Origin of the sequence: Enterobacter sp. ENT03 (genome assembly GCF_019218745.1) — a bacterium.
Lineage (GTDB): Bacteria > Pseudomonadota > Gammaproteobacteria > Enterobacterales > Enterobacteriaceae > Enterobacter_D.
The window spans coordinates 290,673-315,454 of the sequence record NZ_JAHUXA010000002.1 but is presented as its reverse complement, the minus strand read 5'-3'; the positions used below and the strand labels follow the sequence as shown (position 1 = coordinate 315,454).

The 24,782-nt window shown below is 52.1% G+C and carries 28 protein-coding genes and 1 pseudogene; 1 reads left to right on the top strand and 28 read right to left on the bottom strand.

What is annotated here, in order from left to right:
• Positions 1-14: 14 nt before the first annotated feature.
• The 28 genes and pseudogenes from KW828_RS21875 to KW828_RS06365 form a co-directional block, all read right to left on the bottom strand.
• Entirely contained in the window at positions 15-224 is a 210-nt protein-coding gene (locus KW828_RS21875; RefSeq protein WP_341450893.1) for a S24 family peptidase, read from the bottom strand.
• A 294-nt stretch (positions 225-518) separates the two neighbouring features.
• Positions 519-650 (bottom strand): annotated as a pseudogene (locus tag KW828_RS06495) (helix-turn-helix domain-containing protein); the annotation flags it as partial.
• A gap of 24 nt (positions 651-674) precedes the next feature.
• Positions 675-1,937: a tail fiber domain-containing protein gene (locus KW828_RS06490; protein WP_218335631.1), complete on the bottom strand. Its 1,263-nt coding sequence runs from the start codon at positions 1,935-1,937 to the stop codon at positions 675-677.
• 56 nt (positions 1,938-1,993) lie between these two features.
• Positions 1,994-2,224, bottom strand: a complete 231-nt coding sequence (locus KW828_RS06485) for a cor protein (protein WP_218335630.1) — start codon at positions 2,222-2,224, stop codon at positions 1,994-1,996.
• Between the two features lie 107 nt (positions 2,225-2,331).
• Positions 2,332-2,982, bottom strand: coding sequence for a hypothetical protein (locus KW828_RS06480; protein WP_218335629.1), 651 nt, complete (start codon positions 2,980-2,982; stop codon positions 2,332-2,334).
• Positions 2,982-3,293, bottom strand: a complete 312-nt coding sequence (locus KW828_RS06475; RefSeq protein WP_218335628.1) for a hypothetical protein — start codon at positions 3,291-3,293, stop codon at positions 2,982-2,984. The genes KW828_RS06480 and KW828_RS06475 overlap by 1 nt, the downstream gene beginning before the upstream one ends.
• Positions 3,293-6,745: a host specificity protein J gene (locus KW828_RS06470; protein ID WP_218335627.1), complete on the bottom strand. Its 3,453-nt coding sequence runs from the start codon at positions 6,743-6,745 to the stop codon at positions 3,293-3,295. Before KW828_RS06470 ends, KW828_RS06475 begins: the two co-directional genes overlap by 1 nt.
• Positions 6,746-6,798: 53 nt before the next feature.
• Positions 6,799-7,389 carry a tail assembly protein gene (locus tag KW828_RS06465; protein ID WP_218335626.1) on the bottom strand — a complete coding sequence of 197 codons (591 nt, stop codon included), beginning with the start codon at positions 7,387-7,389 and terminating at the stop codon, positions 6,799-6,801.
• A gap of 36 nt (positions 7,390-7,425) precedes the next feature.
• Positions 7,426-8,034 carry a hypothetical protein gene (locus KW828_RS06460; RefSeq protein WP_218335625.1) on the bottom strand — a complete coding sequence of 203 codons (609 nt, stop codon included), beginning with the start codon at positions 8,032-8,034 and terminating at the stop codon, positions 7,426-7,428.
• 43 nt (positions 8,035-8,077) lie between these two features.
• Positions 8,078-8,788, bottom strand: coding sequence for a C40 family peptidase (locus KW828_RS06455; protein ID WP_218335624.1), 711 nt, complete (start codon positions 8,786-8,788; stop codon positions 8,078-8,080).
• Position 8,789: 1 nt separating this feature from the next.
• Complete coding sequence (locus KW828_RS06450) at positions 8,790-9,545, bottom strand: phage minor tail protein L (RefSeq protein WP_218335623.1); 756 nt, start codon at positions 9,543-9,545, stop codon at positions 8,790-8,792.
• Complete coding sequence (locus KW828_RS06445; protein WP_218335622.1) at positions 9,542-9,880, bottom strand: phage tail protein; 339 nt, start codon at positions 9,878-9,880, stop codon at positions 9,542-9,544. The genes KW828_RS06450 and KW828_RS06445 overlap by 4 nt, the downstream gene beginning before the upstream one ends.
• Positions 9,881-9,882: 2 nt before the next feature.
• A complete protein-coding gene (locus tag KW828_RS06440; protein ID WP_218335621.1) occupies positions 9,883-13,224 on the bottom strand; it encodes a phage tail tape measure protein in 3,342 nt (1,113 codons plus the stop codon).
• A 238-nt stretch (positions 13,225-13,462) separates the two neighbouring features.
• A complete protein-coding gene (locus tag KW828_RS06435; RefSeq protein ID WP_218335620.1) occupies positions 13,463-13,825 on the bottom strand; it encodes a phage tail protein in 363 nt (120 codons plus the stop codon).
• 63 nt (positions 13,826-13,888) lie between these two features.
• Positions 13,889-14,341, bottom strand: a complete 453-nt coding sequence (locus KW828_RS06430; RefSeq protein ID WP_218335619.1) for a phage tail protein — start codon at positions 14,339-14,341, stop codon at positions 13,889-13,891.
• Between the two features lie 32 nt (positions 14,342-14,373).
• Positions 14,374-14,778, bottom strand: coding sequence for an HK97-gp10 family putative phage morphogenesis protein (locus KW828_RS06425; protein WP_218335618.1), 405 nt, complete (start codon positions 14,776-14,778; stop codon positions 14,374-14,376).
• Positions 14,775-15,164 (bottom strand): hypothetical protein, encoded by a 390-nt coding sequence (locus KW828_RS06420; protein ID WP_218335617.1) that lies wholly within the window; start codon positions 15,162-15,164, stop codon positions 14,775-14,777. The genes KW828_RS06425 and KW828_RS06420 overlap by 4 nt, the downstream gene beginning before the upstream one ends.
• Positions 15,133-15,489, bottom strand: coding sequence for a phage head closure protein (locus KW828_RS06415; protein WP_218335616.1), 357 nt, complete (start codon positions 15,487-15,489; stop codon positions 15,133-15,135). The genes KW828_RS06420 and KW828_RS06415 overlap by 32 nt, the downstream gene beginning before the upstream one ends.
• The gene (locus KW828_RS06410; RefSeq protein WP_218335615.1) at positions 15,486-15,818 is read right to left on the bottom strand and encodes a head-tail connector protein; all 333 of its coding nucleotides are present in this window, start codon (positions 15,816-15,818) and stop codon (positions 15,486-15,488) included. The genes KW828_RS06415 and KW828_RS06410 overlap by 4 nt, the downstream gene beginning before the upstream one ends.
• A 42-nt stretch (positions 15,819-15,860) precedes the next feature.
• Complete coding sequence (locus tag KW828_RS06405; protein ID WP_218335614.1) at positions 15,861-17,069, bottom strand: phage major capsid protein; 1,209 nt, start codon at positions 17,067-17,069, stop codon at positions 15,861-15,863.
• Between the two features lie 9 nt (positions 17,070-17,078).
• Positions 17,079-17,930: a head maturation protease, ClpP-related gene (locus KW828_RS06400; protein WP_218335613.1), complete on the bottom strand. Its 852-nt coding sequence runs from the start codon at positions 17,928-17,930 to the stop codon at positions 17,079-17,081.
• Positions 17,931-17,938: 8 nt separating this feature from the next.
• Entirely contained in the window at positions 17,939-19,243 is a 1,305-nt protein-coding gene (locus KW828_RS06395; protein WP_218335612.1) for a phage portal protein, read from the bottom strand.
• Complete coding sequence (locus KW828_RS06390; RefSeq protein ID WP_218335611.1) at positions 19,243-20,973, bottom strand: terminase large subunit; 1,731 nt, start codon at positions 20,971-20,973, stop codon at positions 19,243-19,245. Before KW828_RS06390 ends, KW828_RS06395 begins: the two co-directional genes overlap by 1 nt.
• A 3-nt stretch (positions 20,974-20,976) precedes the next feature.
• Positions 20,977-21,474, bottom strand: coding sequence for a phage terminase small subunit P27 family (locus tag KW828_RS06385; RefSeq protein WP_218335610.1), 498 nt, complete (start codon positions 21,472-21,474; stop codon positions 20,977-20,979).
• Positions 21,475-21,597: 123 nt separating this feature from the next.
• Entirely contained in the window at positions 21,598-22,152 is a 555-nt protein-coding gene (locus tag KW828_RS06380) for an HNH endonuclease (RefSeq protein ID WP_218335609.1), read from the bottom strand.
• A gap of 17 nt (positions 22,153-22,169) precedes the next feature.
• Complete coding sequence (locus KW828_RS06375; RefSeq protein ID WP_218335653.1) at positions 22,170-22,526, bottom strand: HNH endonuclease; 357 nt, start codon at positions 22,524-22,526, stop codon at positions 22,170-22,172.
• A 93-nt stretch (positions 22,527-22,619) separates the two neighbouring features.
• A complete protein-coding gene (locus tag KW828_RS06370) occupies positions 22,620-23,078 on the bottom strand; it encodes a hypothetical protein (protein WP_218335608.1) in 459 nt (152 codons plus the stop codon).
• A gap of 129 nt (positions 23,079-23,207) precedes the next feature.
• Positions 23,208-23,807 (bottom strand): DUF1983 domain-containing protein, encoded by a 600-nt coding sequence (locus KW828_RS06365; RefSeq protein ID WP_256350027.1) that lies wholly within the window; start codon positions 23,805-23,807, stop codon positions 23,208-23,210.
• A gap of 414 nt (positions 23,808-24,221) precedes the next feature.
• On the opposite strand from KW828_RS06365, the gene KW828_RS06360 reads away from it, so the two are divergent.
• Positions 24,222-24,596, top strand: a complete 375-nt coding sequence (locus tag KW828_RS06360; RefSeq protein WP_218335607.1) for a hypothetical protein — start codon at positions 24,222-24,224, stop codon at positions 24,594-24,596.
• The last annotated feature ends 186 nt before the right edge of the window (positions 24,597-24,782 follow it).

The following is a 24,782-nucleotide window of genomic DNA, read 5'->3' as shown; positions in this document are numbered from 1 at the left end:
CAATTTCATGCCGTTCAGCTTACCCGATTCCCGCCCGTTGTGCGGGAATCTTTGTAGAAACCAGACCCGCCCACGATGTTACTGACGACAATATCACCGTCTTCGGGATGGAGGCTGAAATCAATGAGAAGGTATGAACCATCGAGGATGCCGGCATTGATCATTGAATCTCTGGCGACGCGAAGTGTATATGTCGATGAGGGGTGGAGAATAAGATGCGACACAGATCGATGCCGCTCTCGATATAGTCAGCGGCAGGACTGGGAAAGCCTGCCGAAATGAGATCCCCATAAACAGGGATATATACCGGAACGTCCGGAAAAATAAGGCGTTGTAGTCGCATAATTACCTCCTTTGTAACTTACTGTGTATATATACAGTAGTTTTATTCCGAAAGAAACGCAAGAGTCTACCTGGGTGCCACCCGCTCAAAGCCTCACGGCTTCGAGTGGAAGTTTTTCTCGTCTATCGAATTGTGGTATTTGTAAATTTTCTTTGCATACTTGATGTGCGCGCAGTTAAACCTGTTTTGACACCGGGAATTTTTTATACAAAGTGCACACTGCCACGTCATAGATGATCGCCACCTGCTTTCTGTTCACGCCGTTTTCTATAAGCCTCCCGGCCTGCGCCCACTGCTCGATTGTTAATATCGCTGAACAGCCGATAAGTTGTTATGAACCAGATTTAAGTTCCTGAATCTCACTCTGAAGCTTTTCAATCAGCCCGGACTGGTGCTGAATAGCCATAGTCAGTTTCATCAGCATGGCATCATGATCCAGATAGTAAGCGTTATACGGATTGATGCCATCATAGGAATCATCAAGGCCATGCCCGTCTACACACTCGGGGCTAATCTCTACGAGGTCATTCGCGATAATCCCGAGTTTAGTATCCGACTCGGGGATCAGCTCACCGCGAGCTTTGAACCTGTAGGTCGCCGGACGCCATTGCATTACCTGTTCATAGGCGGCGATATTGTCCGAGTCGTCCTGGTAAACAACCTCTTTTTTTAGTCGCTTATCAGAAACGGATGACGTGTTGACGCTGCCTATCAGGGTCTGATCGATGTAAAGCAGGGTCCCGCCTGAGAAGTCGAAGTTAAAGCAATTCGAGCGGGAAACGCCGGTCAACCCGGCGCGACACACAATCCCGCCCTCGACCCTTAATCTGGCTATGCCGCCTCCAGCCTGCAACGCCATTACGCCTGCCGAGGCTTCGATGAATCGCGATGTGTAAGTCGCGGCGTTCCCGTAATAAAATGCAACATTGGGAAGTGATGAGGCGTAAAGATCAAGGCTGCCGGCACCAATAAATGACCGTGGACCGGTTAAATCCCCCGATACAGGCGTGACAGTCGTGCCACCCTTAATAACGCCACCGGTCTTGCCATCGATGGTATTAAATCGCGAGTCATCCCCGGCAGCAACAGTGCCTGCTGTGGTGCCATATCCTAAACCGAGGTTTGAGCGAGCGCCTGCGGCGTCATTTGCGCCGGTACCGCCATCTTTAACCGCCAGCGCGCCATTGCTTCCTTTTTGCAATAGCTTACCCACCGCAGGAATAGTGATGCTCTGGCCGTTGATGGTGACTGTGACACTCTGATTTGCGCTCGTACTGGCAAAAGCCTCCCATGCGCCGATGTTCTCATCATATTCATTAATGAGGAGTGAGATGCTTTGCGCCAGGCCATCAACGGAAAGGCTGTCTGTTACCAGAATGCCATACTTCTGACTGCTTACTGCGGGAGAAGCCGCTGGAGTTACAGTGAGTGATGTCGCGCTGTTGATGCCCGTTATTTGCACAAGCTGCACAGGATTTGTAGCAATTATCAGTGTCTGGCCGATGCGGATCTGACTTGCCGGTGCAGTGAAGTTGGTTCCAGAGCCAGTGATCGTATTACCGCTGAATGAAACTGTACCTACGTTGTAAATCATATTTTCTCCGGGCAATAAAAAAACCCGCCGAGGCGGGTTTGTGAAATGGACTTGTATTATTTGCAGTTGGTGTTCGTAAAGTTAGAAAGATTAACCCACTGCCAGTTAAATGGATAACCTGCTTTCAAAAGCGTCTGACCATTTTGCTTGCGCGCTCCGTAGATATTAACGCTATATTCCTGGCCGCCGATTATAGCGGTGGACTGGCAAATCGGTTTTTGTGAAGGCAAGGATCCAGCACAGGCGGATAACAGAAACGGAATGGCGATAATGATTTTTTTAAACATGTGCAGCTACCTTATATAAATAATAAAGGACGCTACCAGCTGATTTTGAATAAATGAAACGCATAAATCAGATCGTTTATCGATTATTGATCGACTAAATCTATAAACTACTCATAGCGTGACACATCGATAGCTCTCACAGCTGTCTTCATATCTAAGGGAGTGCCGAGCTGGCCGCCAGCAGGCACAGTTGATCCCATAATACCCGTGATTACAGTATTAGAACCATTGTATCTCGCCGTAAAACCTACCCCTATCTGAAATGGCCGCTGCTGAATGACCCCAACATAGAATCCTGCCACCTCCGGAATTATTGCCCACTTTCCGGCCCTTGTGCTGGTCAGGTTCATCCCTGAACTGGAACCACCCTTTGTGCCAATATTAACCACATCGGTAAGAACCTTTGTTTCATTTGTTAATATACATTTTCCGTTCTTATTCCATATTGCCACACCCCATGCAGGAACGGGCTGAGCGCGGGTGGTAAAGACATAGCATGTGAAAGAAAATGGAGAGGAATTAGAGTCATTTGTTTGCGCAGTAACGTTCAGTATTGAGCCGTTAATTCCATAGGTAAAGTAAGCATCTCCGGTTGCCAGGCAAAACGGCAATACTACATCGTCGGTGTTAACGGGTATTGATTGCGTAACCGTCCTGCTTCCGGATGCTGTGTATATACCCTGAAGAGAGATAGGTGTTGACTCATCAGTAATAAATGCCGTGCCGTCATCAGCGGTAATAAGCGCCCCCCAGTTCATTATACTTTCCTCAGATAAAGAACAATAATAGCGGCCTGAGCTGACTCAGTTCCCGCGCCGAAACTCGATTGCGCGGCCTGACCAACAGTAATCGTACCGCCATTAATCGTTATCGAACGCCTGACCTGTGTATAACCGAAGCTGACAGGGGCCTGAATATAGTCCAGTACATAACCAGCAGGAACCGTGTAAGATGCCGATCCGCTGACCTGCTCAAAGGTGACCGACAACCGGCCGACTACGGTTACCGGCACCAGACCGTAGTTATTGGGCTTCCCGCTGGCATCCCACGTCTGAAACCCCCACGCCATTAAAATACCCCCGTAATTTTACCGAACTGGCAGCGCAGTCGACCGTTTTCATCCTTGACGCTGATTGTGACGTTTGTCTGCTTCATAGCACCAGTGCCGTCCGTTCCGTAATTCTCCCAGGTGCCGCCCTTATCAAGTCTCCAGCCAGCAGAACCAGCCACATAGTTACTAGACTGAATGTAGTTACCTATCTTGGCATTGGATATAGTACCGTCCTGGATGAAGGTATCCCTGATGAAGGTCTGCCCGTTCTGAATGACAAAAGGCAGCGACACTACCCCGCCAGCCTGGCTCATAACGGCGAAACGGTCAGACAGGATGACCACCTGGGACTGCATTCCTGAAGGGGTGTTCTGAACCCCGATCCCCATCCCGGCAGCGTACTGGACGCCGTTGGAGTCGACGCCAACCTTGATGCTGTACATCGCATTCAGATTACCTGACAGATCAGCCGTAGCCTGAGCATTTTGCGTAATCGCTGCTGTCTGCCCGTTGACGGTGACCGTCAACGAATTAATCTTCGTTGCAGATGCCTGGGTGAAGTTGGCCAGCGTTTCGGTCAGGTCAGTGGCATTGGCGACATTACCGGCAGCAGAAGAATCAAGGGTGACAAGCGCCCGCGCCACCGACTCACTGGTGCTGGCAATTGTGGTATCAATCCGGTCAATTTTTGCGACATTGCCATTATTGGTGGCAGTCTGGGATCGACGCGCCGTCACCTGCGCCAGGCTGTTCTGGATCACGGCAATTGATGAGTTTTTAACTCCGCCGGTCATACCGTCCATCGAAACGGAAATTTCGTCGATTTTGACGGCTGCCTGTGCCAGCCCGTCAGTGTTCTCCTGAATGGCCAGCGCCTGCAGCTCCAGTTCGTCGGCGTTCTGTTTGATGTCGTCGGCCATCCCGGCAATTTTTTCATTACTATCCACGGCGCTTTCTATCAGATCCTTGAACGTTTCAGACTCTTTGATCTCATCCAGGATCACGTCAGTAATGTCAGAAACATCAATACTGGCCTGACCGCGCACCCAGTCGGTATAGCCCGACTCGTTACCGGTTCTGTCCACCAGCTGCGCGCGGTACCAGAAAACCTGCCCTGCCTTCAGGCCCATCTGCTGATATTTGCGCGCAGGATACGGAACATCTGCCAGCAATATCGCGTCGTCTTCGCTACCAGTCAGGCTGTACTGAATTTCAGTTTTCAGCGTGTCGTCCGTGTTCTCCGGGAATCCCCAGTTCAGCTCAATACCAAAAACTACATTTTCGGATGCAATAAAGCCTACTGGCTTCGGCGGATTCCCCACCTTACCTGTCAGCGTTTTCTCTTCCGAATAGCCCCAGCCGGAGGAAATCTCAGCGGCATTAATGGCGCGTACGCGCACCAGATAGCGTCCGGCATAAATACCCGGTACGTCGAAGGACGTGGTGGAACTGCGCGGCACGTTGATCCAGTTCCCGTCGTTGCGGCGCCACTGCGCTTCATAGGCGATAGCGTTCTGCGCCTGATCCCAGCTCACACGCATGGTTTCCACGCTGATATTCTGCTGTACCACCGAGAAAGAGCTGATCACAATATTGGCTGGCGGTGCCTGGTTACCCGGCGGGATGACACTTACCGGACGCTGGTCGATGATGGCCCCGGTATCGATGCGGGCGTACTTATCCGGATCGTGCCATGCCCCCGCAATAGAAAACGTGCCATCGTTATTGTCCTTCACGCTCACAACGCGATACTGCTGAGCATAGAGTTCGTCAGATTCAACCACCCAGACAGCCTCCGCCTGTGGCGTCTCGCTGTAAGCTGTTGTGACCGTGATAGCCTTACCATTCACCGCCTGAATGGTGCGGCTCTGCGATGCGCCGGAAGGCAGGTTCAGGATGAGGCGATCGCCGGCAGCGGCATCTGCTTTACGGTCAAGGGTAATAACCCTGCCATTTACGGCGCTGATACGCCCGCCCATGACTTTACCGGAGAGCATCTCGTCAGCCACGGCAATGATGTATCCGGGTTGCGGAATGTTCCCGTCCAGGCCGACATCGAACGAAACGATGCGATCCTTATTGTTGGTGAGGATACCCCAGCGGCCTTTCCGGTTCGCCTCCGACTGGCGGGTGCAGCCGATGGCGGTCATCTCCAGCTGGTTGAAGCCATACCGCGCCACCAGCGCCTGCTCAAACACCGGTTCCATCGCATCTGCATAGGCGTTAGCCGGATCGGACCAGGATACCAGCGCCGTGGTGTAACGTGTCTTGGTCGTGCTGCTTGAATAGGTGAACCGGCCATCAATCACGTTAGCGCGCGTGTAGCTGTAATCCACATCACGCGGCATGTCCGCCAGTGCAACAATCTGATCGCCGCCCCAGTAGGTCATTCCACGGAAAATGGCCGCAAAGTCACGCAGTACCGTATATGCTTCATTCCTGTCCTGCACATAAACGTTACAGGTATAGCGTGGCTCGGTGCCGCTGCCGCCTTTCCCGTCCGGTACCGGCTGATCGCAGTATTGCGCTACCTGGTAAAGTGTCCACTTATCGATATTCGCCGCGGTCAGGCGATCACCCAGCCCGAAACGGTCAGTCACCACCAGATCGTAAAAAATCCAGGCAGGGTTATCCGTCCACGCCCATTTGAAAGAGCCGGTCCATGTGCCGCTGTAACTGCGGGTTTCAGGGTCGTAGGTGTCAGGAACGCGAATAACGCGGCCGCGCGGCTCGCAGGCGATCTGCGGAATGGAGCCGTTAAACTGGCTCGAGTCGAATTCAATGTACAGCAGCGCGGTGTTCGGATAACGCAGCTTGGCATCGATCACCTCGGTGAAGCTCTGCAGCGTCATCGTGTCGCCGATCTTCGCACTGTTTGCGTCAGCGGTTAGTTTGCGCAGACGAATTGTCCAGGTGCTGCCAGCCTGAGGTAAATCGATACGATGGCTGCGCTCGTAACCTGAAGTCGTTTTACCGGTCACACTGGTATTAAGCACCGTCTGCCATGTGCCGCCGTCCGTCTGGAGGTCAATTGCATAATTGATGGAGTAGCCCACCAAATCGCCGTCGTTTTCCTGCTTATACAGCGAGGGCCACTTCAGGCGCAGGCGAACAGCAGAAAGCTGGGTATTGGTAAATGTCCGGGTCCAGGCTGTGGCGCTTGATACTTCGGTACCCACGCTGATTTCGTTCTCAGTGCCGGGAATACCCTGAATGTATTTCTGCGCCTGGGTGCCGGGGCGAAACTCCCAGGTCACGCCGCTGAAGTTCTGGGAGCCGTCAGCGTTCTCGATCGCGGTACCATCAAGATAGATGTCTTTGCCGGTTAACTGCCCTGAGAACTCACCCTCTCCGAGAGCGATTAATATTTTCGCCTTCGCAACAGACTGGAGATCGTCAGGCTGTTCTGTAGGCGTGCGGGATTTAGAGCCACCGCCTTTGCGGCCCCGTATAGCGGTTGCGTTTACCATATTTCGCCCATAAAAAAAGCCACCGGAAGGTGGCCTGAATGAAAGGTTAATTTTTATTGCTGATCTTCGACGTAAATCCCGGCAGAAATAATTGCCCCTCCGATACGGCGCTTACCGTAAAGAAGCGGGACCGGGTATCCCTGAGCCGCGGTGTTTGTTACTCCACCGAACGCGTAAGACGCCTGGTTATCTGCATCCTGTTTGCTGGCCAGTCCAGCCGGCTGAGGGGAAAGCATTTGGACAACACCACCCAGCATCATGGCTGCACCAAATTTAAACAAAAATGGCGAGGCTGCAGCCCATGGGGTGAAACTAAGGACAGCACCAACAGCAACCAACACAGCACCTAACACTGTTTGTAGCACACCAGCTTTTTTACTGCCTATCACTACAGGGACAATACGAATAACTTCCCCTGTTACCGGAAACCCGAAGTCATCTACACTGATATTCTTTTTATCTTTGAATACAGCGTATGTTAACCCTCGAGCCTTGCTCGTATTGAGGAATTTTTCAAAACCATCAATGGTCTTGGTGAGAGCATTAATAGCTTCAGAAGTAGTACGGATTAACCGGTGATGAGTTTTTCCGTACGTTTTGCCCAGCACTCCTCCTAATTCAATCCTGGTCATTACTTCTTCCATTGCACCTCCTCTACGGCCTCATCTAATGAACTTAATTTAGAGGCCTTGCTTTATTTTTCCATTTTCTTTGGCTTTCTGCTCACTGGCAATTTTTTCATAGACCGCAGATTCATAGGTTATATTTAAAGCGCCATTCCCTCTGGATTTTCCATCAAGCTTCATTAACACCCCGCCTCCATTTATAGGTGAGTAAAATGCGCTATAAGCTCCACAGCCTTGGTAATTAAGACACTGGTAGAACTCATCACTTTGAGTATATAGCGACTTACCTATAACTTTTAATAAGTCTTTTGGTTTGCCATATTTTTCAGTTAACACTTTTTCATAATTATCAAAAGAGGATTTGCCTGCATTACCAAAAGCATCATTATTGATATTCTTAAAAAGAATAACCTTATATAAGCCATACTTACTATCAACTGCCGCATATACCTCATTGAAATCTTCTATTTTTATAGGAGGATTATCAATGAGGAATATTTTACCTCTACCATCAAATTCATCAACCAAAGTTGCAGAATAATCTTTTTCTATAACATCTGATTTTAATCCCCAAACCAGCCCTAGAGGAGCGGCTATGTCTGCATAGCATTTCCCAAAAGCAATAAAAACAAAAAATAATATATTTTTGATAATAAACTTCATACGGGCCTCTCTATGTTAAACCGCTCCATATTATAGTGAAATCTTAGATCATTTCTCTATGTCTGACGCATTTAACCGTGCGTTCTAGCCAGTAACCTCCATAAGGGACACGTTGGCTTAAGTGTCCATACAGATGGTGCAGCAGCATGTTGCCTTCCAGCAGAATGCCCGCGTGATTCCACTTATCGGACTGGACCTGCATGATCACCATGTCGCCGGGTTTCGACGGCCCCTCGAATTCACGAAAACCGCACTCATACCAGCAGTCCTGATAAAAGTTGTCAGGATAATCGTTTTCCCACCATGGGTAATCCACCCTGTAATCGTGCAGCTCGATCCCATGCGTCTGCCGGAAATAGCTCATCACCAGCCCCCAGCAATCGTACACGCCCAGAACGAAAGGCCGCTCGATCAGGGGGATTTCTCCCCGAGGCATAATGGTTCGCAGGTCACCTTCCGGCCAGCTGACGATGTGCCATGGAAGCCCGTTAAGGTCACACTGAGCTTTATCCGTTTCGCTCGGCTGTGTGGTTGCATCAGGATGACTGTGAACGATGGCGGTAACTGTTCCCCAGTCCTCTGCCGTTGCGTAATCCTCCGGGCAAAGGACAAAATTGTCCTCCGGCGCCGCAGCAAGATTCCGGCACGGAAAATAGCGCTCTACCCGGCTCTTCTGCGCTACCACACCGCAGCACTCGCGCGGATACTCAGCTTCGGCATGCGCCATAATGGCATCAATGGTTTTCTGACGCATATCAGCTCCTGATTAAAGACGTGCCGGGGAAGCCACCGAAAGAGAGTTCGTTATTTTCACCGAACCGGAGCTTGCAGGCCGTCAGGGTTCCGTTGCATTCGTCCAGTGATGGATCGCTTACCGGATTGTTGTTTTTGTCAAAATAGCGCGTCCCTGCATAGTCGCAACCGTCGCCGGTGCGGTACTTATTCCGGATGCACCAGGTGCAAAGAGAATGGAGCTGGCGCGTCGGTATCATCAGCCCCTGCAGATCCATCGGGCTGGAGAGCGTGAACTCGACCACTTCGTTGGTTTCACTGCTCTTTGCATCGATGTAAAAAACTTTCAGCTTCTCCTGCGTCGGATCGGCTGTGGCATTACCCCCAGTAAAGTTTTTAGCATCGAGATATTTACCCAGGGTGTCATGGATCGTCACCTTCGCCTGCAGCATATCGTCATAGGCAAGACAAAGCGCCGTGATGGAGCTGTCGAGGTTAGCCACCGATAATTTCGGTTGCGCGCTGCTGCCACTGGTAGAAGATTCGATATCCTCAATCTGACAAGGCCAGGCTTTGTATTCCTCACCCTGCCACCAGATAGATTTCGCCGGTAGCTTATTTTCATCCCCACCAGCAGCGGCGATTTCCGCTTCAGTGTGAGCAAGGCGGTAGCTGTGAAAGCGCAACACCTCGCCCGTACCGAAGGCAGTACCATCCACCTCGAACAGCCTGACTTCATCGCCGGGCTCAAGCTTCTGATAATCTGCGTTAAGACTCATGGTTTGAAGGCCTGTTGGAACGTTGCAGAAAGGGAGTAGTTCTCACCCCCCATAGGAGTGGGCTTATACTCGGCGCAGCGATATAACCCCAGCGATTCAAGCGGTGGTTTCCATAGAAAGGCTTTTGTACCTCCATGCCTGTCCAGGAAATTCTTGATCTTCTGGATGTATTCCTCTGTGCCTACAAAGTTAAGCTCCCATTGCTGGTTACGAGGGTTAATGCCATCACCAGAGATCTGCTCATATCCGTCACCGAACTTTGCACTTCTGGTTCTAAACGAGACTGTTTGGGACGGACTAACCCTGGGACTCCAGGGAAAGGTTTCGATGGCCATATTTATCGGGTTCCTTTCATCGAGTTCCAGATATCTCCGCCGGGACGAATATCACGCATGACGTTTTGCTTATATCGCTGATCGACGAATCGTCCGACGTCAGCTCCGAATTGTTCCAGTCCGGAAGGCGCCTGCGTGGATGTGTTGCCATTGCCGTCGATGGTGATATAAACCCTCGGTGCCGCGTCGCCTCCTGTTCCGGCTCCAGATACTGCACGTACACCCAGTGAGCCATCAGCTGCGCGGGTTAGCGGCATGATCGCCTCCGGGCCTGCCTCGCCCATTACCCCTGCCCCTTTCGCGAAGGCGAAGAACGTGGGGTTATCGACAACCTGACCGCTGTATGCGCTTAAATCTGAGGACGAATAAACGCCGCCTTTAGCGTTGAACTGGAAGTTGCTGCCATAGTCGGAAATCGCTGTTCCAGAGCTGGCCGCCGCGCCTCCACTGACACCGCCAAGCACACTCGAACCAATACCCATAATCGAACTCAAAATGGTATTAGTAACCAGCGCCTGCGCTGCCATATCGACAAGGTTTTGAATAATCGACTGAGTCAGCGTGGAGAACAGATTGATCATGCCTTCTTTAAAAGTCTGGGTACGGGTCAGCAGGCCAGTCAGAACATTCGTGGTTCGCTCCCGGGTGGCTTCAACCATGCCGATCGCCAGGTTATTGAAGTCACTTTGTGAGCGATATAATTCCAGCGCGGTTTGATACTGAGCATCTGCAGAATCTTTACTGCTCTTCTGCATCAGCATTTCGTACTGTTGCTTACTGACGGCCCCATTTCGATAGTAGGTTTCAATAAGGCTTTGCTGCTGTACCAGTTGATTCCTTTGCTGGGCCAATGGATCCACATCCCCACCAGGATCTAGACGCGGCGCCGCAAGGGCATCAGCCTGTGCCTGCAAAATCTGCCGGGAAGTATCCTGTGACAGCTTAACCCGCGCCGCCATATACTCCTTCTCGGTAAGCAGACGGGCATCAAGTAGCGACTTGAGTTCCTGACTGGCCTCCTTTTCCTGATTGATAGCTGCGCGCGCAGGGGAATATTGTTCGGCCAGTTCAGCGCGTTGTTTCTCGTAGTTCTCGGCATTCATCAGCAGAGTGCGCTGCAGATCCTGCTCACTTGCCCCATTTTTGCGAGCGGCGGCGATCAGTTTTTCCTGGCTGGCCCTTTCCTGCAGGTCGATTCTGCCAAGGCTGGTAGCGTGAGCTTCTTCGATTTCCCTGCGCAACTGAAGGTACTGGTTAACCGTTTCCTTTTTGGCTTTTTCAGTATCTTTCCCGGTCCACGGTGTAGTGACACCTTCCCCGGCTTTCGCTGTCTCGGCTGTAATGGTCTTGATGTCATTCGCTAAGGCGTTGGCCTGGTTGGCAATACCTGTATGAACTAAAAATCGCGCTTTACCGACGTTTTCCAGATTGTCTCGTGTTTTTTGAATACCCTGATTAACCGACTCCAAATCAGCTTCAGCTCGCTGACGCGCAGCCTGCATGTCCTTCTTGTTACCAAAGACATCGCCGATCCAGCCCTGCTTGTTCGACTGATCAATCTGTTTATTCATGTACTTCAGCTGGTTCTGAAGCTTTTCCTGTTCTCCCAGCTGGCTCTCAAGTTGGTCCCCAAGATCGAGCTGTTTAACAGCCAGTTGCTTATCAGAAAGCTGCATCAGCGCAGCCGTGGTTTCAACGACCGCATCCTTGAGGTTAACTGCAGACTGGCGGGCATCTTTCGCCTGCTGATGGAAATACAGAAGCGCGGATCCCGCCAGCATTGCTGCGCCGAATGGCCCCCCAACCAGAGCTAAAGCACCACGAGCCAGACCAACTGCAACCGAGGCAGCACGAGCTGTCAGTGATACCTGACGATTGGCCGCTGCCAGCTGCATTTGGGCACGCGTGGCCAGATTAGTTTGCTCGGTTTCCTCCCGGATAAGCCGGTTAAACTCCCCCTGGTAGTTAACGTTAAGACCATGCTGCCTGGCGGTTTTTTCCAGCTGACGATAGTAACCAAACTCAGCGTCATTTCGCTTGAGCGTGGCGGCAGTAGCTTCCAGCGTTTTGCGCGCGCCATCAGCCTGGGCCGCAGCCGTAGCTTTTACGGCTGCCTGATTCTGCTGCCAGGCACTTACGCTTTCCCTCAGCCCCGCGGTGAGCTTCGTTGAAAGGACGGGGATCAGCGTATAAAGCGCCACGCTTGCAACGGCATTAAAATTATCGGTAAGCAGGTTAATGCCATCGGTTACTGACTTGATACCGGAACGCAGAGGGCCGGTACTGCTTTGACCAATCTTAATGATCATCCCTTCAAAAGCACTGGTCAGCCCCATGATGTCACCATTCAGGTTATTCACCCGAATAGCAGCCTGCTCATGCGCCGTCTGGGTGCCAGTAAGGGCCTGGGTCAGGGAGTCAAGTTTGCTACGGTTGTCCACCAGCACGGATGCCGCGTTGATGTTCTCAACCCCGAAGAGTTTAACGGCCTGCGCGGTGGAAAGATTTTTCTTCGACAAGTTCTCCAGTGCGCCACTGAGCCCTACAACTGACGGCTTCAGCGTTTTGTCAGTGCCTTTTTCCAGAGCAAGAATGATGTTTCTCAGCGCGGTGCCTGCTTCACCGCCTTTAATTTCACGCTCAGCCAGAACCTGAATCGCTGCGTTCAGCGTTTCAAACCCTACCCCGGCCTGCGCCGCGGCCACACCGCCATTTTTGATGGCGGCGGCAGTATCAGCAATTTCAGAAGCACCGAATTTGGCACCGGCAGCCAGCACGTTGATATAACGGTCTGCCTCCTGAGCGCCTGCGCCGAACTGGTTTAACGAAAGGGCCAGCGTCCGGGTTGCGTCCGGCAAAGTTGACCCGGCTGCCTGGGCAAGCGTAAGCGCGCTTTTTGTTGCCTCAGTCAGTCCGTCTGCAGTTTGAAGCAGTTCAGGTTTAGCCGAAGCCATCAGCTTCAGTGCTTCAACAGCCTGGCTCGCACTGTATTCAGTGCTCCGACCCATTTCCTGGGCGGCTTCATCGAGCGTCTTTAACTGGGCGCCCGTTGCGCCAGTGATGGCCGACAGATCCGATAATGCCTGCCCGTAATCACGGGTTGTCGTGATGATGGTACCCAGTGACAGCCCGACGCCAGCAAGCCCCGCCAGACGGCCGGCAACGCCCGTGACAGTTTTTCCTATCCGGGAATAGGCCTCATCGGTCTTTTTTGCATCTTCCTGGGCGTTGCGGTTGAAGCGTTTTGAGGAGTTCTCAGCGTCACCGTATGCGCCCATCAGCTGAGATTTGAAATTGGCTGCGTTGAGATGCAGCCCGACGGCAAGGGAGGCAACGTCAGCCATTACATTAACGCTCTCATTACGGCCGCACACTGATCGTCAACGTTACTGACTGCAGCGGGAGGCGGGGTTTCAGGAGGTGGCCCACTCTCCTCGCCGGGACGGCTGATGGCACCGGTACGCAGGAAATACGCGCGCCAGTGGTAGAGAGTTTCTACCGGGAGTGAAGCTATCTTCGACGGATCGGGCTCGCCCCAGCGGTCGGCCAGCCAGAAAATCAGCTCAAGCCAGGGCGAGCTGGTTAGTTTTTTTCCGCATCCTCAAGCTTGCCCAAGGCATGCTTTTTGACGGTGGCAATAGCGTCCAACAGCGCGACGTTATCATGCGCCTGCAGCAGCTCGGCTGCGGTAGGTTTGTCTTCAGCGGCAATAGGGCTGCCGTCAGGCTGTACAAGGCAGTCGACAATGAGCTGTACGCTGAGCTCTGAGGCTTTACGAGCATCTTCGGCGATCTGGCTGTCACGAAGTGCTTCTTCATGATCGATAAGTTCGCCGGCAGTCATTCGGCGAAGATAAACAGTAGTGCCAAAGATTTCGGCAGTAATAATGGCGTTTTTTGGTTTCAGAAGCGCAGATTTCAGAGCAGACACATCAATGGTAGTCATAGTTTTTCCTGAGAATTAAATAATAAAAAGCCGCCAGAGGCGGCCAATGAATAATGTCGAAGATCAGCTGCCTGCAGCCGTACCCCAGGCAATGTTGTTCTGTTTACCCTGAACGGTAATTTGAATGACTTCGCTGGCCGGCGCGGTGATTTCATTCATCTGCCAGCCGGACAGCGCCAGGATCATATTCGCCGTACGTCCGTTTGGCAGCTCAACGTAAAACTGCACGGTTTCACGGTTCTCCGCTGCGTTAAGGAAATCGGCAAAGTCCTGGTTGGCAGGATCGTCGATGAAGCCAAGCGATTTTTCCGGGCCTTCCGGCAGGTCGGAAATAAACTGCTTGCTGGTATCAATCAGTGTGGTGCAGTCCACAAAGCTGCCTGTCTGTCCGGTTGCGCCCAGCGCCTTACAGTTAATAAGCGGTTTCATTGTTGCTACGTTGCTGCCCGCAGTACCCCACATAACGACTGTGCCGGCAGGCAGCATCGCGTACTCTGGCGAAGTTTTATCAGCCATAATTTCTCTCTCTTTAAAGGTGGCAGCGAGCGCTACCGATGGTTTTCAATACGATCGCGGATTTCTATCGCGAGAATGCGCAGAACTTTCGCTTTCTGATAATCGAGGGCCGGACGAATGAAGGGACTGGCAACCTGCTTAACCGTCCCCATCTCCTGAGCCAGGGCTTTGATGAAGTGTTTTTTACTCGGGCCAACGCGAAGATAAACAACCGCATTGCCCCTGGCTTTGGAAGTGGATGAGCGAATTTTAATGGAGTCGCGCATGTGCTCACCTTTTGCTGTTTCGTCATAACCAGCATGTGCTTTCATGTCCTCCAGCACGGGCTCAAGAGCAGCTTTCCCGGCATCACGTAGAATCTGCGTCCCGACCTTTTCGCCCAGCGCCAGGAGTTGGCGCTCGAGTTCCTGAAGCCCTTTTACTTCCATGCGGATCATGATGAATCCTCATAAAAATAAAGAATGAAATCGCGGATGAGCCGATACTGAACTTGATTACTCGTCAGCGTGGTTTTGTCCTGAAGGATATTGCCGCGCTGAACATACTGAACCGGATATCCCTCGAGGTATCCGTGAATGATATTTTTCCATTCAGCCCAGATCGCTTTGTCCAGTTGTAACAGGCCTGTGTAATCGTCAACTTTGTACATGGAAATCTGGAAGCGTCCGGCAATAAGGCCTGTGCGAACCATACCGTTTTCAACATCAGGATCTGATATTCGCTGAAAAGTTACCCCGTTTTGCTCGCTGTCTGGTAATAAAAGTGGGTAAACAGCCATCCCGGAAAGGCGTTCAAGAGAAGTTTTGATTGCCAGTTCTATCATGGCGGTTCTCCCTTTCTGCAGTCATTACAGCGCGATCTGGCTGGCTGCGATCCACAGCGCGCACGGTATAGACCTCATCGCCCCAGGTTATTTTCCAGTCTGTCTGCACGTCTTTGCGGGGACGGATTGTGAATAACCACGTTTCAACCACCTGCTGTTGATCAAGCGTGCGAATTTTCCGGTTAGAAACGACCTCCGCTTTTGCCCATACTTTAGCAACAGGAACAGGCTGATCTGGTAGTTGCTCTCCCAGAGGCCCACGTTGAATTTCTACTGTTTGTAGAGTTATGCGCTTATTCAGCTCGCCAGCTCGCAACGAACTCATAGTCCATAAATCCTGTAAGGCTGAAGAAGAGCCTCCACTGCGAAAGGGACCTGGGCCGCCGTCTCGCCAACAGCGACTGCTTCACGATTGGCGTACCAGTGGCCGATAAGCAGCAGCATCGCCGTGCGCACATCGTCATTGAGAAGCAGACGATCGGCGTCATCAGCAAAGCCCGGCTCATCATTGGTTTTGTAGAGCTTGCGCCGTGTCCAGGTTTCAACGTAGCGCGCCGCCGCGCCGGTATAGATTTCAAGCAGGTTGTCATCACCTGTAAAATCATCATCGATACGGCAATGGCTACGGACTAAGGACGGTTCAAGAAACGACATGAATTTGCCTCAAAAATGGCGGCCCGCAGGCCGCCGTAGTGTTTAGCTGCCAGCACCCGTCAGGGCACCGAACACGAACGCTTCCGGACGATAAACAGCCAGCGCAACGCGCTCTTCGCAGCGAATGGAGATCATGTTCTTCTCGAAGTCGTCGGCGTTCTCGGTTGAGATCACAACGTTGGCATCTTCGCGGTCGAAAAGCTGTGCGCCTGAGTTAAATGCGCCGGTCAGGAATTTACCCAGGAACTGAACAGCTTCGGTCGCAACCACAGGCAGACCCCACAGTGTCGGCGTGGTGAGTTGCGCCGGATTTGCCAGGATATACCGGCCCAGCTCGTCTTTGGTCAACTCGATGCGCGCCCAGTCGGTAAAGTGCAGGACGTGTCCGGACGCCGGGAAGCGCGCCAGTTGCGCCTGCAGCATTGCGAGACGGAGTACGTCGATACCGGACTGTTTCTCAACTGCAAACGCCGGGTTAAACGCAACGGCCTGAGGGATGATCCCTTTCAGGTGCGCGCCGGTGCCGTCGCCGAAAAGGATTTCCTGCTCTTCGACGTACTTGAGGCCGTAACGCATCTCCGCGTCCACCGTTGACTGGAGTTGTGCAAAGTCGTCCAGGATCTGCTTAGATGCCTTGAACATGTGCGCGATGGTACGCACCGGCGTCGTCTCTTCAGTGAACTGAATATCGCTGTAAGGCTTCGTGGTGTTTTCCGGTACAACCGCGGCATTGTTGGTGAAGCCGGTCTGCTTCACGTAGTAGATGGTGTTCGACTGGGTGCGGCCCGGTGCAATCAGATCGCGGATGAAAAGACGCTGCTTCGGCGTCTGATCGATGCCAGGCAGGCGCGTCGGTGCGATAATTTGCCCCGGAACGTCAACGGTGGTGATGGCAGCCTGCACCGGCACGCTCAGGCGCTTACCACCCTCCATGCTGGAGCGAATATCTTTCATCACTTCCGCCGACACCAGTTGCTGACCGACAGACTGGACGCCTTCTTTCGCAGCGTTCAGCGGCATGCTGGCTACGTGCTGCTCCAGATCACCAACTGAGGCTTTAAGCGTTTTCAGGGATTCGTTGAGCACGTTGTGCTCAAGCGCGATTTTATCAACCGCGTCTTTAGTTTCTGCAGACAATGAGCCTGACTTGCGGGCTTCAGCCAGCGCGTCTTCAGCCTTCTTACTGAAATCAGAGGAGACCTCTTCCAGTTTGGCCGATACCTTCTGCAGGAGTTCATTTACTTGGGACATGTTGTTTCCTTATTCGCCGAACGACGCCAGCGCAGATTTGAGAGAGTTGATTGCTTCAGGACTTACTTCATCGACAGCGCCCGGCTTGTCGTTTTCTCTGGCAGCAGCGCCTGGCATGCTGCTCAAAGCTTTCAGGTGCTTCCGGCGTTCAGAGCGGGGCATGCCCCCCTTCGCCAGAAAAGCATCAATTTTACGGATTGCTGCTGCTGGGCTTTCTTCATCGCTGGTGATTTCATCGGACGGGAGCAGCGCGTCGGCCAGGCCTCTGGCCACTGAGTCGCTACCGCCAATAAAGGACTCTTTGTCCATCAGCGACTTAATTTCTTCGACCGGCATGCCGGAGCGGGCGGCATAGATGTCTGCCATCGCTTTATCGAATGGCTCCAGGTAGTCGGCGTATTCCCGGAAATCATTCCGGTTGCCGGCAGCCATAATCCAGGCGTTATGGATCATAAGAAACGCGCCGCGGCCAATCTGGACCTCATCCCCCGCCATTGCGATGATGGATGCCGCTGACGCTGCGAGACCCAGCACTTTCACGGTGACCTTCCCCTGGTATTCACGCAGAAGGTTGTAAATGGCGAGACCTTCGAACATATCCCCGCCAGGTGAGTTGATGTGAACCGTCACATCCTCGCCGCCGAGCGAACGCAGCGCTGCTGCAATCCGGTTTGCACTCACGCCGTCCCCCCACCAGTCCTCTCCGATCACGTCGAAAATGGTGATGGTGTTCTCGCCTGACTGCGCAGCAGCTCGAATGCTGCTGTCCCAGCGTTCAATAGCTGCTGCAGGCAGATCGCGTTTTCCGGACGCAGAAATCCGCCCCTCCGGCGCCGCCGGAAGAGTGCTCATCTTCTTCATTGGTTCTCCTAAGCCGCTTTTTTCAGCGGTGACTGCTCCGGTGGAATGTCCGGGAAAAGGAAGGCGTGAAGCTTCATGATGTTGCTGGCCTGCGCCCCAACATTGTTCTCACGCAGCTGATCAAGCGGCGTCAGGTTCAGCTGGACAGTGTAAATTTCACCACCCTCAATCGGTGGCAGGTTTTCAAGCCGGCGCACGTCATTGCGCGACATCCAGCCATTCTGCAGCGCAGTTGTGTAATAGGCAGATCGTCCAGCGCTGTCGGCACGCAGCAGACCTTCTACTGAGAACTCTGCAAAAAGCTCATCATCACTGTCCAGCAAGCAGCGCGAAATCTCCTGCTCAATATTCACCAGCAGAGGCCGGAGCGTGTTAGTCAGGAACTGCAGGTTCATGCCTTCAACGCTGGATGCCCAGCTGCTCTGTTTGTCGGCGTGACCTACCATAAACGGCGGGACGCGAAACCAACGGCAGATCTCTTCAATACTGAATGATCGGCTTTCCAGCATCTGCGCGTCTTCAGGGTTCATCGTGACGCCCTGATACTTCATGCCGCCCTCGAGCACCATGATTTTTCCGGCATTCTTCGAACTGGTGAACGCCTGCATATAGCTCCGCAGACGCGCGCGCTGATCGTCATTTAGTGCTGTATCGGAAGAGAGAAACCCCGAGCTCTGAATGCCATTTTCAAAGATTTTTGCGGCAGACTGCTCCACCGCCAGCGCAGCGCCAATCACATCCCGACCGGCCATCATGGGCATCATCCCGCAAACCCCGTCGAGACCGAATCCCCGAATGTGCATGATGTTTTTTACCGGAATCACGCGCTTTGTTTTGTTCTCGGTATAGGTGTATTCGAGCGCACCGCTATCGAGTCGCTTCACCACCATGTTCTGCGGCAGTAAAGGCACCAGCGATACCAGCTTCTGACCGATGTATTTCTTCTCGACGAACGCATTACCGCGCAGGCAGATGCTGGCGACAACCATCAGCATGAAGCGTGATGGCGTCATTTCCGAATTAGGCCGGCGACAAAGCACTGAATATGCCGGATGGTTAGTTGCCACCTTGCGGGAACCGTCCGCCTGCCGCTCGTAAATCTTCAGCGGTAGGGTAGAAACAGACTCGCTAAGCAGCCTGACGCAAGCCCACACTGCTGAAAGCCGCATTGCTTTGTCAGCAGTAACTACCTGGCCGCTGCTGCTTGTACCAAACCATTCCTCCCAGAACGTTCCTGTGGTCAGGCTGATGGGCACCCCCAGCCAGTTAAGCAGCGCACTTTTAACCCTGCCGGGCTGTTTGTTCGCTTTCATCAGATACCTATCATTATCGGGTTTTCAAAGAATCCGCTCAGGTCCTGTGCATCTTCCCCGCCATTCACCAGCATTCGGCTTTTAGCGGTGAACAGTGCTACCGGTCCGTCGATTTTGTTTTCAGGCGTGGATTTGTTTGGAAAAATGTTGTCGTTTTTGTCCGGCTTAACCGTAACGTTTGACATCATCCACCGCATTACTGGGTTGTCGTCATGGTGGAACTTGTTACCGTAAATTTCCGCCTGCACTGATTTCATGGACTCAGAAAGGTTTTTGACCGTCTGCGCAACTTCCACCAGCGGCAAACCTTCCTCCGCAAGTGACAGGCTGAACTGAACAGCACTCCAGGGATCGAAAGCAATCTCCTTGATGTTCTCGCCTTTAACCCACTGCACAATGTCGGCTTTAATCATCCCGTGATCGATAACATCACCATCAGTCAGTTCAAGATACCCGGCATCGGCCCACTTCCTGTAAAGCTCGGCAATGTGTGCAGGTGCTGTTTCCAGTCTCCCTTCCGGGATCCAGAAGCGTGGCTGCATGTGAGTTTCACCAGCGGGATCGCGCCAGGCTTTCACTGCTGCGCATATATCGATTTTGTTTGCGAGATCGACACCCACCCACAGAGGCCAGGCTTTACGCTCAGCCTCAGGTGCAATGCCCGGCATCCTCGCCCAGCGATCCATATCCATCCAGGCGCTTTCCGCAGTAACCCAGATGTTGAGGTGCTTGGTGAAGAAGTTCGGCCGTGCAGCAACCTGCTCTTTCGCTTTTTTCGCCAGACGACGCATGTCATCCCAGCGCTTACAGATGCCCAGTCCGGGGTTAGCTTTTGGCCAGTTGGCCTCGTCAAAGGGATCGTCGCCTTCGTCCAGGGTGTAGATCAGAGCAAAGTAAGTGTCATCTTCCACCACACCGCGCAGCACCTTGATGGCATAGTCCCTCTGCTCATAGCAGATTCCGTCTTTATTGGTCCCTGCGGTTGTGATAGCAAAAAGCAAAGACTGAAGACGCGCGCCGGTGGCTGTCTCCAGAACGTCCCATACATCACGGGTACGGTGAGCATGCAGCTCGTCGACAATCCCACAATGAATGTTCAGGCCGTCGAGGTTGTTAGCATCGCTGGACAAGGGCTCAAACTTAGAGGCCGAGCGTTCCTGATGAATGTTCAGCTTAACGTGACCAAAAAGACGCCCCAGCGTGCGGGGGGCTTTCTTGATCATGTTCTTGGCATCATCAAAAACAATCCGTGCCTGATCTCGTGTCGTCGCAGCTGAGTAGACCTCAGCCCCACCCTCGCCGTCGGCGCCGGTCATGTACAACCCAATGCCTGAAGAAAGTGTCGATTTGGCGTTTTTACGCGCCACCTCGTCATAAGCCGTGCGGAACCGGCGCACCATGACAATGTCACCATCCTCATCAGTCACCGCCTGACCTGTCATCTCATCAATAAGCGGAATGACAAAACCAAAAATGTTGATGAGGATAAAAACGTGCCAGGCCATCAGCTTTATCGGCTTGCCTGCCAGCGCTCCTTTCACATGAGGAACGAAGTTATAAAAATCGAGAATGTGCTGGGCGCGTTCCTCGCTGAAGTAGATGCCGCGCTCAGGCCCATGCTCTAAGTCATTAAGGAATCGCTGGCACGCCAGACGTACCAGTTCGCCAGCAACAATCTCGCCAGACAGCACGCGCTCGGCGTACTGAACACCTTCCGAAACCGTTGCCATTCATCATTTGCGCTTTTTAAGAAATTCTTCCAGTGGATCGGCCTCAGCCGGGCCTTTTGCACCAACCTTGGATCGGCTGGCCGGGGTCATACCGAATTCAGCGAGCATTGCCCTGATGCGCTTCCACGCATCGGCTTTCATCACTGCCGCCGGGTGCGGTTTGATCATCCTTATTTCTCGCTCCTTTCCTTCGTCCGGATCATCCTCGCTGTAGACGGCATAGGTGTAACCTTCCCGCTCTAACGTGTCGCAGTGACTTCGGTACTCGGTGTAAGCCTCGATTAGCAGCTCGAGCGCTTTACCGTCCAGAGTGGTCATCACCCCGACAGCATCAAGCTCTTCGCCGATTCGCTTAAACCAGTACTTCCCCATCTTGTCGAAATGCTTCGGAACTGGGGGAACCCCTGAAGCAGGTTTTGGTTCTGCTTTGTTGATAGCTCGTTTGGATGGGTTACCCTTCACCAGAGCCAGATGTGTCGGGGTTTTCGGTGGTCCGGGCATAATCGAAAACTCCTATTAATCGTTGGTGGGGATCCCCATAAAAAAGTTTTCTAACCTGCGGCGATGTGAAAAAGGGTTAGGCGGCGGTCCCTTGGGGCACATGCCCTGAAGTTTTCACCCGCCCTATCCCCTAGGCCACATGTCAGGGTGGCATTCGTGATCCCTGATGCGGCGTACGTGCGTATGTGTGATGCCATAGCGCTTTGCAACATCGACCAGTTTCATTCCAGACTTCGCGTCTCTTTCAATACTCATGATGGTCGCTGGTGCTAACTTTGTGGCCGGGGCGCCCTGCCCTCTCCTGAGGCATACAGCCGTGCCGTGGTTAAGACTATCGGCGGCGTTCTCTATGGGTGTTCCCCATGCAAGATTTGACCTGTTGTTATTTAGCGGGTTGCCATCAAGATGACGAGTGACATGCATGTCCGATGGTTTAACCCCGGCGAATGCAAACAACACCAACTGATGCACTTGCTTTTTAACTTTCGTCGCTCGGCTAAAGCCGGTATTAACATTCACATGCCAATAGCCGTTATGTAGCCGCATTGAGAGCTGCCGGGCCTTGCCTGAGCGAAGCGAGTAAATAAATCCATCATCGCTAGCCTGATACCCTGGGTAGCCGGGGATGTCTTTGAGACAGGCGTGCGGCAACCCTGAATCATTTAACGACTCAGTCATTTTAATTTACCTATTGATTACTGGGGGTTCAGCCGTTCTTTAGCTGTCTTTCGGTAGTGGCAGGAGTAACAAAGAGACTCCAGATTCCGATCGTCGTCGGTGCCGCCGTGAGCTTTGGGTTTGATATGGTCAACTGTCGATGCCGGGACGGGCTTTCCATTCCTCAGGCACTCCTGACATAGATGTCGATCACGCGTCAGGATACGGACTCTGATAATGTCCCACTTACTTCCATAGCCGCGCTGGTGGCGGCTAAGCCCCCGCTGATGCTGTTGCCAGCCTTCATTGCGGTGTGCTTCACAGTAACCTGACCGGTCCGTTGTCGTGCCTGAACAGCCGCGCTTACGACAGGCTCTCGGTATTGCTGAAGGCATATTCACTCCAATAAAAAAGCCACCGGCAGATGCCAGTGGCTTATCAAGTGTAAGGAGAAGTGTCATTCTATGTGTGGCGAACCAGCAACCTAACTATCTACTCAGAATATGAATAGCTTCCTTAAGGTTTGAATCGATTTGTTCCCTTACTAACATCATGTTGGCTTCAAACCACCCAATTCCTGTCACACTAAACTCATGCCCAGGGCAAATGTCATTTAGCATGCTCATTTTAACCTGCTGTGGATCTTTGCCATTTACTCCTTTGAGCATTCCATGCGCAAGTACAGGCGTAAGCTGCATTTCCTCTAGGTTTAATCCGTATGAGTTCATTATATGATCAGAGAGAGCAGTCATTAGTCTGGGTGAGCTGACACCTCGCTCCATGATCGCCGCAACGATAATACTCGTGCAAACTATATGCAGCGTAGTCTCATCGAAGCGTTCTCCAGTCGTTAATTCTCGGAAGGAGACTCTCATTGCAGTCATCAAGTCTGTGACATGATTTTTAACTTTTACTGCAGCGCGACCACGTTTCAGAATTCCAATCACCCTTTTGCCTCTTTAGCCGTTGAAAGTGTTAACAGCTTTTCAGGGTATCATCTGAGGATGTGCTTTTCCTCTAGCGTTTAGTGTTGTAGAGGTTGTGCCATGGTGAACTGGATGCCATAAGCTGCACCGCTAACGAAGGTTATACAGCAGCCCGCCGGGTTGCTGTGCGTTAAGGATGGCGCGTTTTACAGCTTCATTAATGTTCAGCTGCGTTGTTAACTGAGCAGAAAACTGAGCATCAAGTGAAGCCTGCAGCGACTTAAGCAAATCACTTTCCCGCACAGTGTCAATGACGGCCTGCTTCATTTCATCGCCAAGCTTAATCTTCGTGTTTGTAATTGCCTTGGCATTTTGGATGATGGATGAAACGTCTTCATGCACTTTATAGCGATCAGCCTCAAACACTATCTTGCTCTGGTCATCTTCAACGCCGATGACCATGCCTGCAGCATGCTGGTTGCCGATGTAACCACCAGCAGGCTCGCCAAATCGCGTGTTGACCAGATGCTTAATGGCAAAATCCTGCCCCTCTGCAGTAAGGAATGTGAAATAGTTTCCCTTCTGGAATTGCGTCGCAGTATGGCGGGTTTCTGCGAATCCCAGCTCGCGAAGCTCATCAGCACCAGATTTTGATGGCAGCTCGCCACTCTTCAACGCGCCTCTGAAGAACAGCGCATACAGCACATCGTGCGCTTTGTCAGACAGTGCGGGGGATTTTATATAACCCATGGTGGTTTCCTTTTAGATGTGAGCCTGTCGCACGGGACAGCCGCCCGAGAGAGGCGGATCCCCAGGCTCACGGCTGAAAGACTCTCTGGTGCGCGTGCGAAGCGCATAAAAAAGCCACCAGCAGATGCCAGTGGCTTAGATAAGAAAGGAGCAAAGCCACTTGTCAGTGGCCCAACTTGTCCTTAATGATGGCGAAAATCAGCGCACCAAGCATAAATGCACTCAACAAAGGCCAGAATATAGCGCTAAGTATTGGGGCCTGACAGGTGGCAGTCCAGCGGCAAAAAGGTTTGTAAAGCAAGGCAGCAACGATAATCCAGATCCAAAACATACGGGGTACCATATTTAGTATGTAAAGTTATGTAGAAGGAAATGATACTGTATGTAGAGGCCCCTTAACTACAGGATTTTTAGATGGTTATTTTCGTTTTTATCATCGCAGTGATTGCTTTAATTTTAATCAAAGGATACATGCGCGCAAAATCACGTATGCACTATGCAAACGTACAGCGAGCAATGCGGGAAATTGGCACAACAGATGATAACTTGCGGCCTACGTGGTTTTCTGATTATGAAAAGCAAAAGGATTTTATCATCATCCTAAAGACTCTATGTCTTAAAAAAGGAATATCTGAGGAATTCTTCTCAAACATAGTGTCTCATGAGGATGGCACTCGTTTAATAAACAAATTTGCGGCGTTAATGGAGCGTAATGGCGCAAGCTTCAATGAGCAAATTACAGGCACTTCTGATTTATTAAAAGAAGCATGGCTTCGCGATCATCGCTAACCTGATCTCATAAGGCGTTATCACAGGCATTCAATGAATGCCTGCTGTAATGCCTTGGCAGTCGCCAGATGGCTTCGCTACCAAGCGACACGCGAACATGTAGGTTTTCGGCATCTCAGTTTTTGCCATGGCGACCCTTCGCGGATCAGCATCTGTTCCTACGTGGTTTCCAATAGATTGACGAGA

Excerpts from the sequence above, each read along its gene's own strand:
- KW828_RS06490 (WP_218335631.1), bottom strand. The coding sequence starts at position 1,937 with ATGATTTACAACGTAGGTACAGTTTCATTCAGCGGTAATACGATCACT.
- KW828_RS06485 (WP_218335630.1), bottom strand. The coding sequence starts at position 2,224 with ATGTTTAAAAAAATCATTATCGCCATTCCGTTTCTGTTATCCGCCTGT.
- KW828_RS06480 (WP_218335629.1), bottom strand. The coding sequence starts at position 2,982 with ATGAACTGGGGGGCGCTTATTACCGCTGATGACGGCACGGCATTTATT.
- KW828_RS06475 (WP_218335628.1), bottom strand. The coding sequence starts at position 3,293 with ATGGCGTGGGGGTTTCAGACGTGGGATGCCAGCGGGAAGCCCAATAAC.
- KW828_RS06470 (WP_218335627.1), bottom strand. The coding sequence starts at position 6,745 with ATGGTAAACGCAACCGCTATACGGGGCCGCAAAGGCGGTGGCTCTAAA.
- KW828_RS06465 (WP_218335626.1), bottom strand. The coding sequence starts at position 7,389 with ATGGAAGAAGTAATGACCAGGATTGAATTAGGAGGAGTGCTGGGCAAA.
- KW828_RS06460 (WP_218335625.1), bottom strand. The coding sequence starts at position 8,034 with ATGAAGTTTATTATCAAAAATATATTATTTTTTGTTTTTATTGCTTTT.
- KW828_RS06455 (WP_218335624.1), bottom strand. The coding sequence starts at position 8,788 with ATGCGTCAGAAAACCATTGATGCCATTATGGCGCATGCCGAAGCTGAG.
- KW828_RS06450 (WP_218335623.1), bottom strand. The coding sequence starts at position 9,545 with ATGAGTCTTAACGCAGATTATCAGAAGCTTGAGCCCGGCGATGAAGTC.
- KW828_RS06445 (WP_218335622.1), bottom strand. The coding sequence starts at position 9,880 with ATGGCCATCGAAACCTTTCCCTGGAGTCCCAGGGTTAGTCCGTCCCAA.
- KW828_RS06440 (WP_218335621.1), bottom strand. The coding sequence starts at position 13,224 with ATGGCTGACGTTGCCTCCCTTGCCGTCGGGCTGCATCTCAACGCAGCC.
- KW828_RS06435 (WP_218335620.1), bottom strand. The coding sequence starts at position 13,825 with ATGACTACCATTGATGTGTCTGCTCTGAAATCTGCGCTTCTGAAACCA.
- KW828_RS06430 (WP_218335619.1), bottom strand. The coding sequence starts at position 14,341 with ATGGCTGATAAAACTTCGCCAGAGTACGCGATGCTGCCTGCCGGCACA.
- KW828_RS06425 (WP_218335618.1), bottom strand. The coding sequence starts at position 14,778 with ATGATCCGCATGGAAGTAAAAGGGCTTCAGGAACTCGAGCGCCAACTC.
- KW828_RS06420 (WP_218335617.1), bottom strand. The coding sequence starts at position 15,164 with ATGATAGAACTGGCAATCAAAACTTCTCTTGAACGCCTTTCCGGGATG.
- KW828_RS06415 (WP_218335616.1), bottom strand. The coding sequence starts at position 15,489 with ATGAGTTCGTTGCGAGCTGGCGAGCTGAATAAGCGCATAACTCTACAA.
- KW828_RS06410 (WP_218335615.1), bottom strand. The coding sequence starts at position 15,818 with ATGTCGTTTCTTGAACCGTCCTTAGTCCGTAGCCATTGCCGTATCGAT.
- KW828_RS06405 (WP_218335614.1), bottom strand. The coding sequence starts at position 17,069 with ATGTCCCAAGTAAATGAACTCCTGCAGAAGGTATCGGCCAAACTGGAA.
- KW828_RS06400 (WP_218335613.1), bottom strand. The coding sequence starts at position 17,930 with ATGAAGAAGATGAGCACTCTTCCGGCGGCGCCGGAGGGGCGGATTTCT.
- KW828_RS06395 (WP_218335612.1), bottom strand. The coding sequence starts at position 19,243 with ATGAAAGCGAACAAACAGCCCGGCAGGGTTAAAAGTGCGCTGCTTAAC.
- KW828_RS06390 (WP_218335611.1), bottom strand. The coding sequence starts at position 20,973 with ATGGCAACGGTTTCGGAAGGTGTTCAGTACGCCGAGCGCGTGCTGTCT.
- KW828_RS06385 (WP_218335610.1), bottom strand. The coding sequence starts at position 21,474 with ATGCCCGGACCACCGAAAACCCCGACACATCTGGCTCTGGTGAAGGGT.
- KW828_RS06380 (WP_218335609.1), bottom strand. The coding sequence starts at position 22,152 with ATGACTGAGTCGTTAAATGATTCAGGGTTGCCGCACGCCTGTCTCAAA.
- KW828_RS06375 (WP_218335653.1), bottom strand. The coding sequence starts at position 22,526 with ATGCCTTCAGCAATACCGAGAGCCTGTCGTAAGCGCGGCTGTTCAGGC.
- KW828_RS06365 (WP_256350027.1), bottom strand. The coding sequence starts at position 23,807 with ATGGGTTATATAAAATCCCCCGCACTGTCTGACAAAGCGCACGATGTG.
- KW828_RS06360 (WP_218335607.1), top strand. The coding sequence starts at position 24,222 with ATGGTTATTTTCGTTTTTATCATCGCAGTGATTGCTTTAATTTTAATC.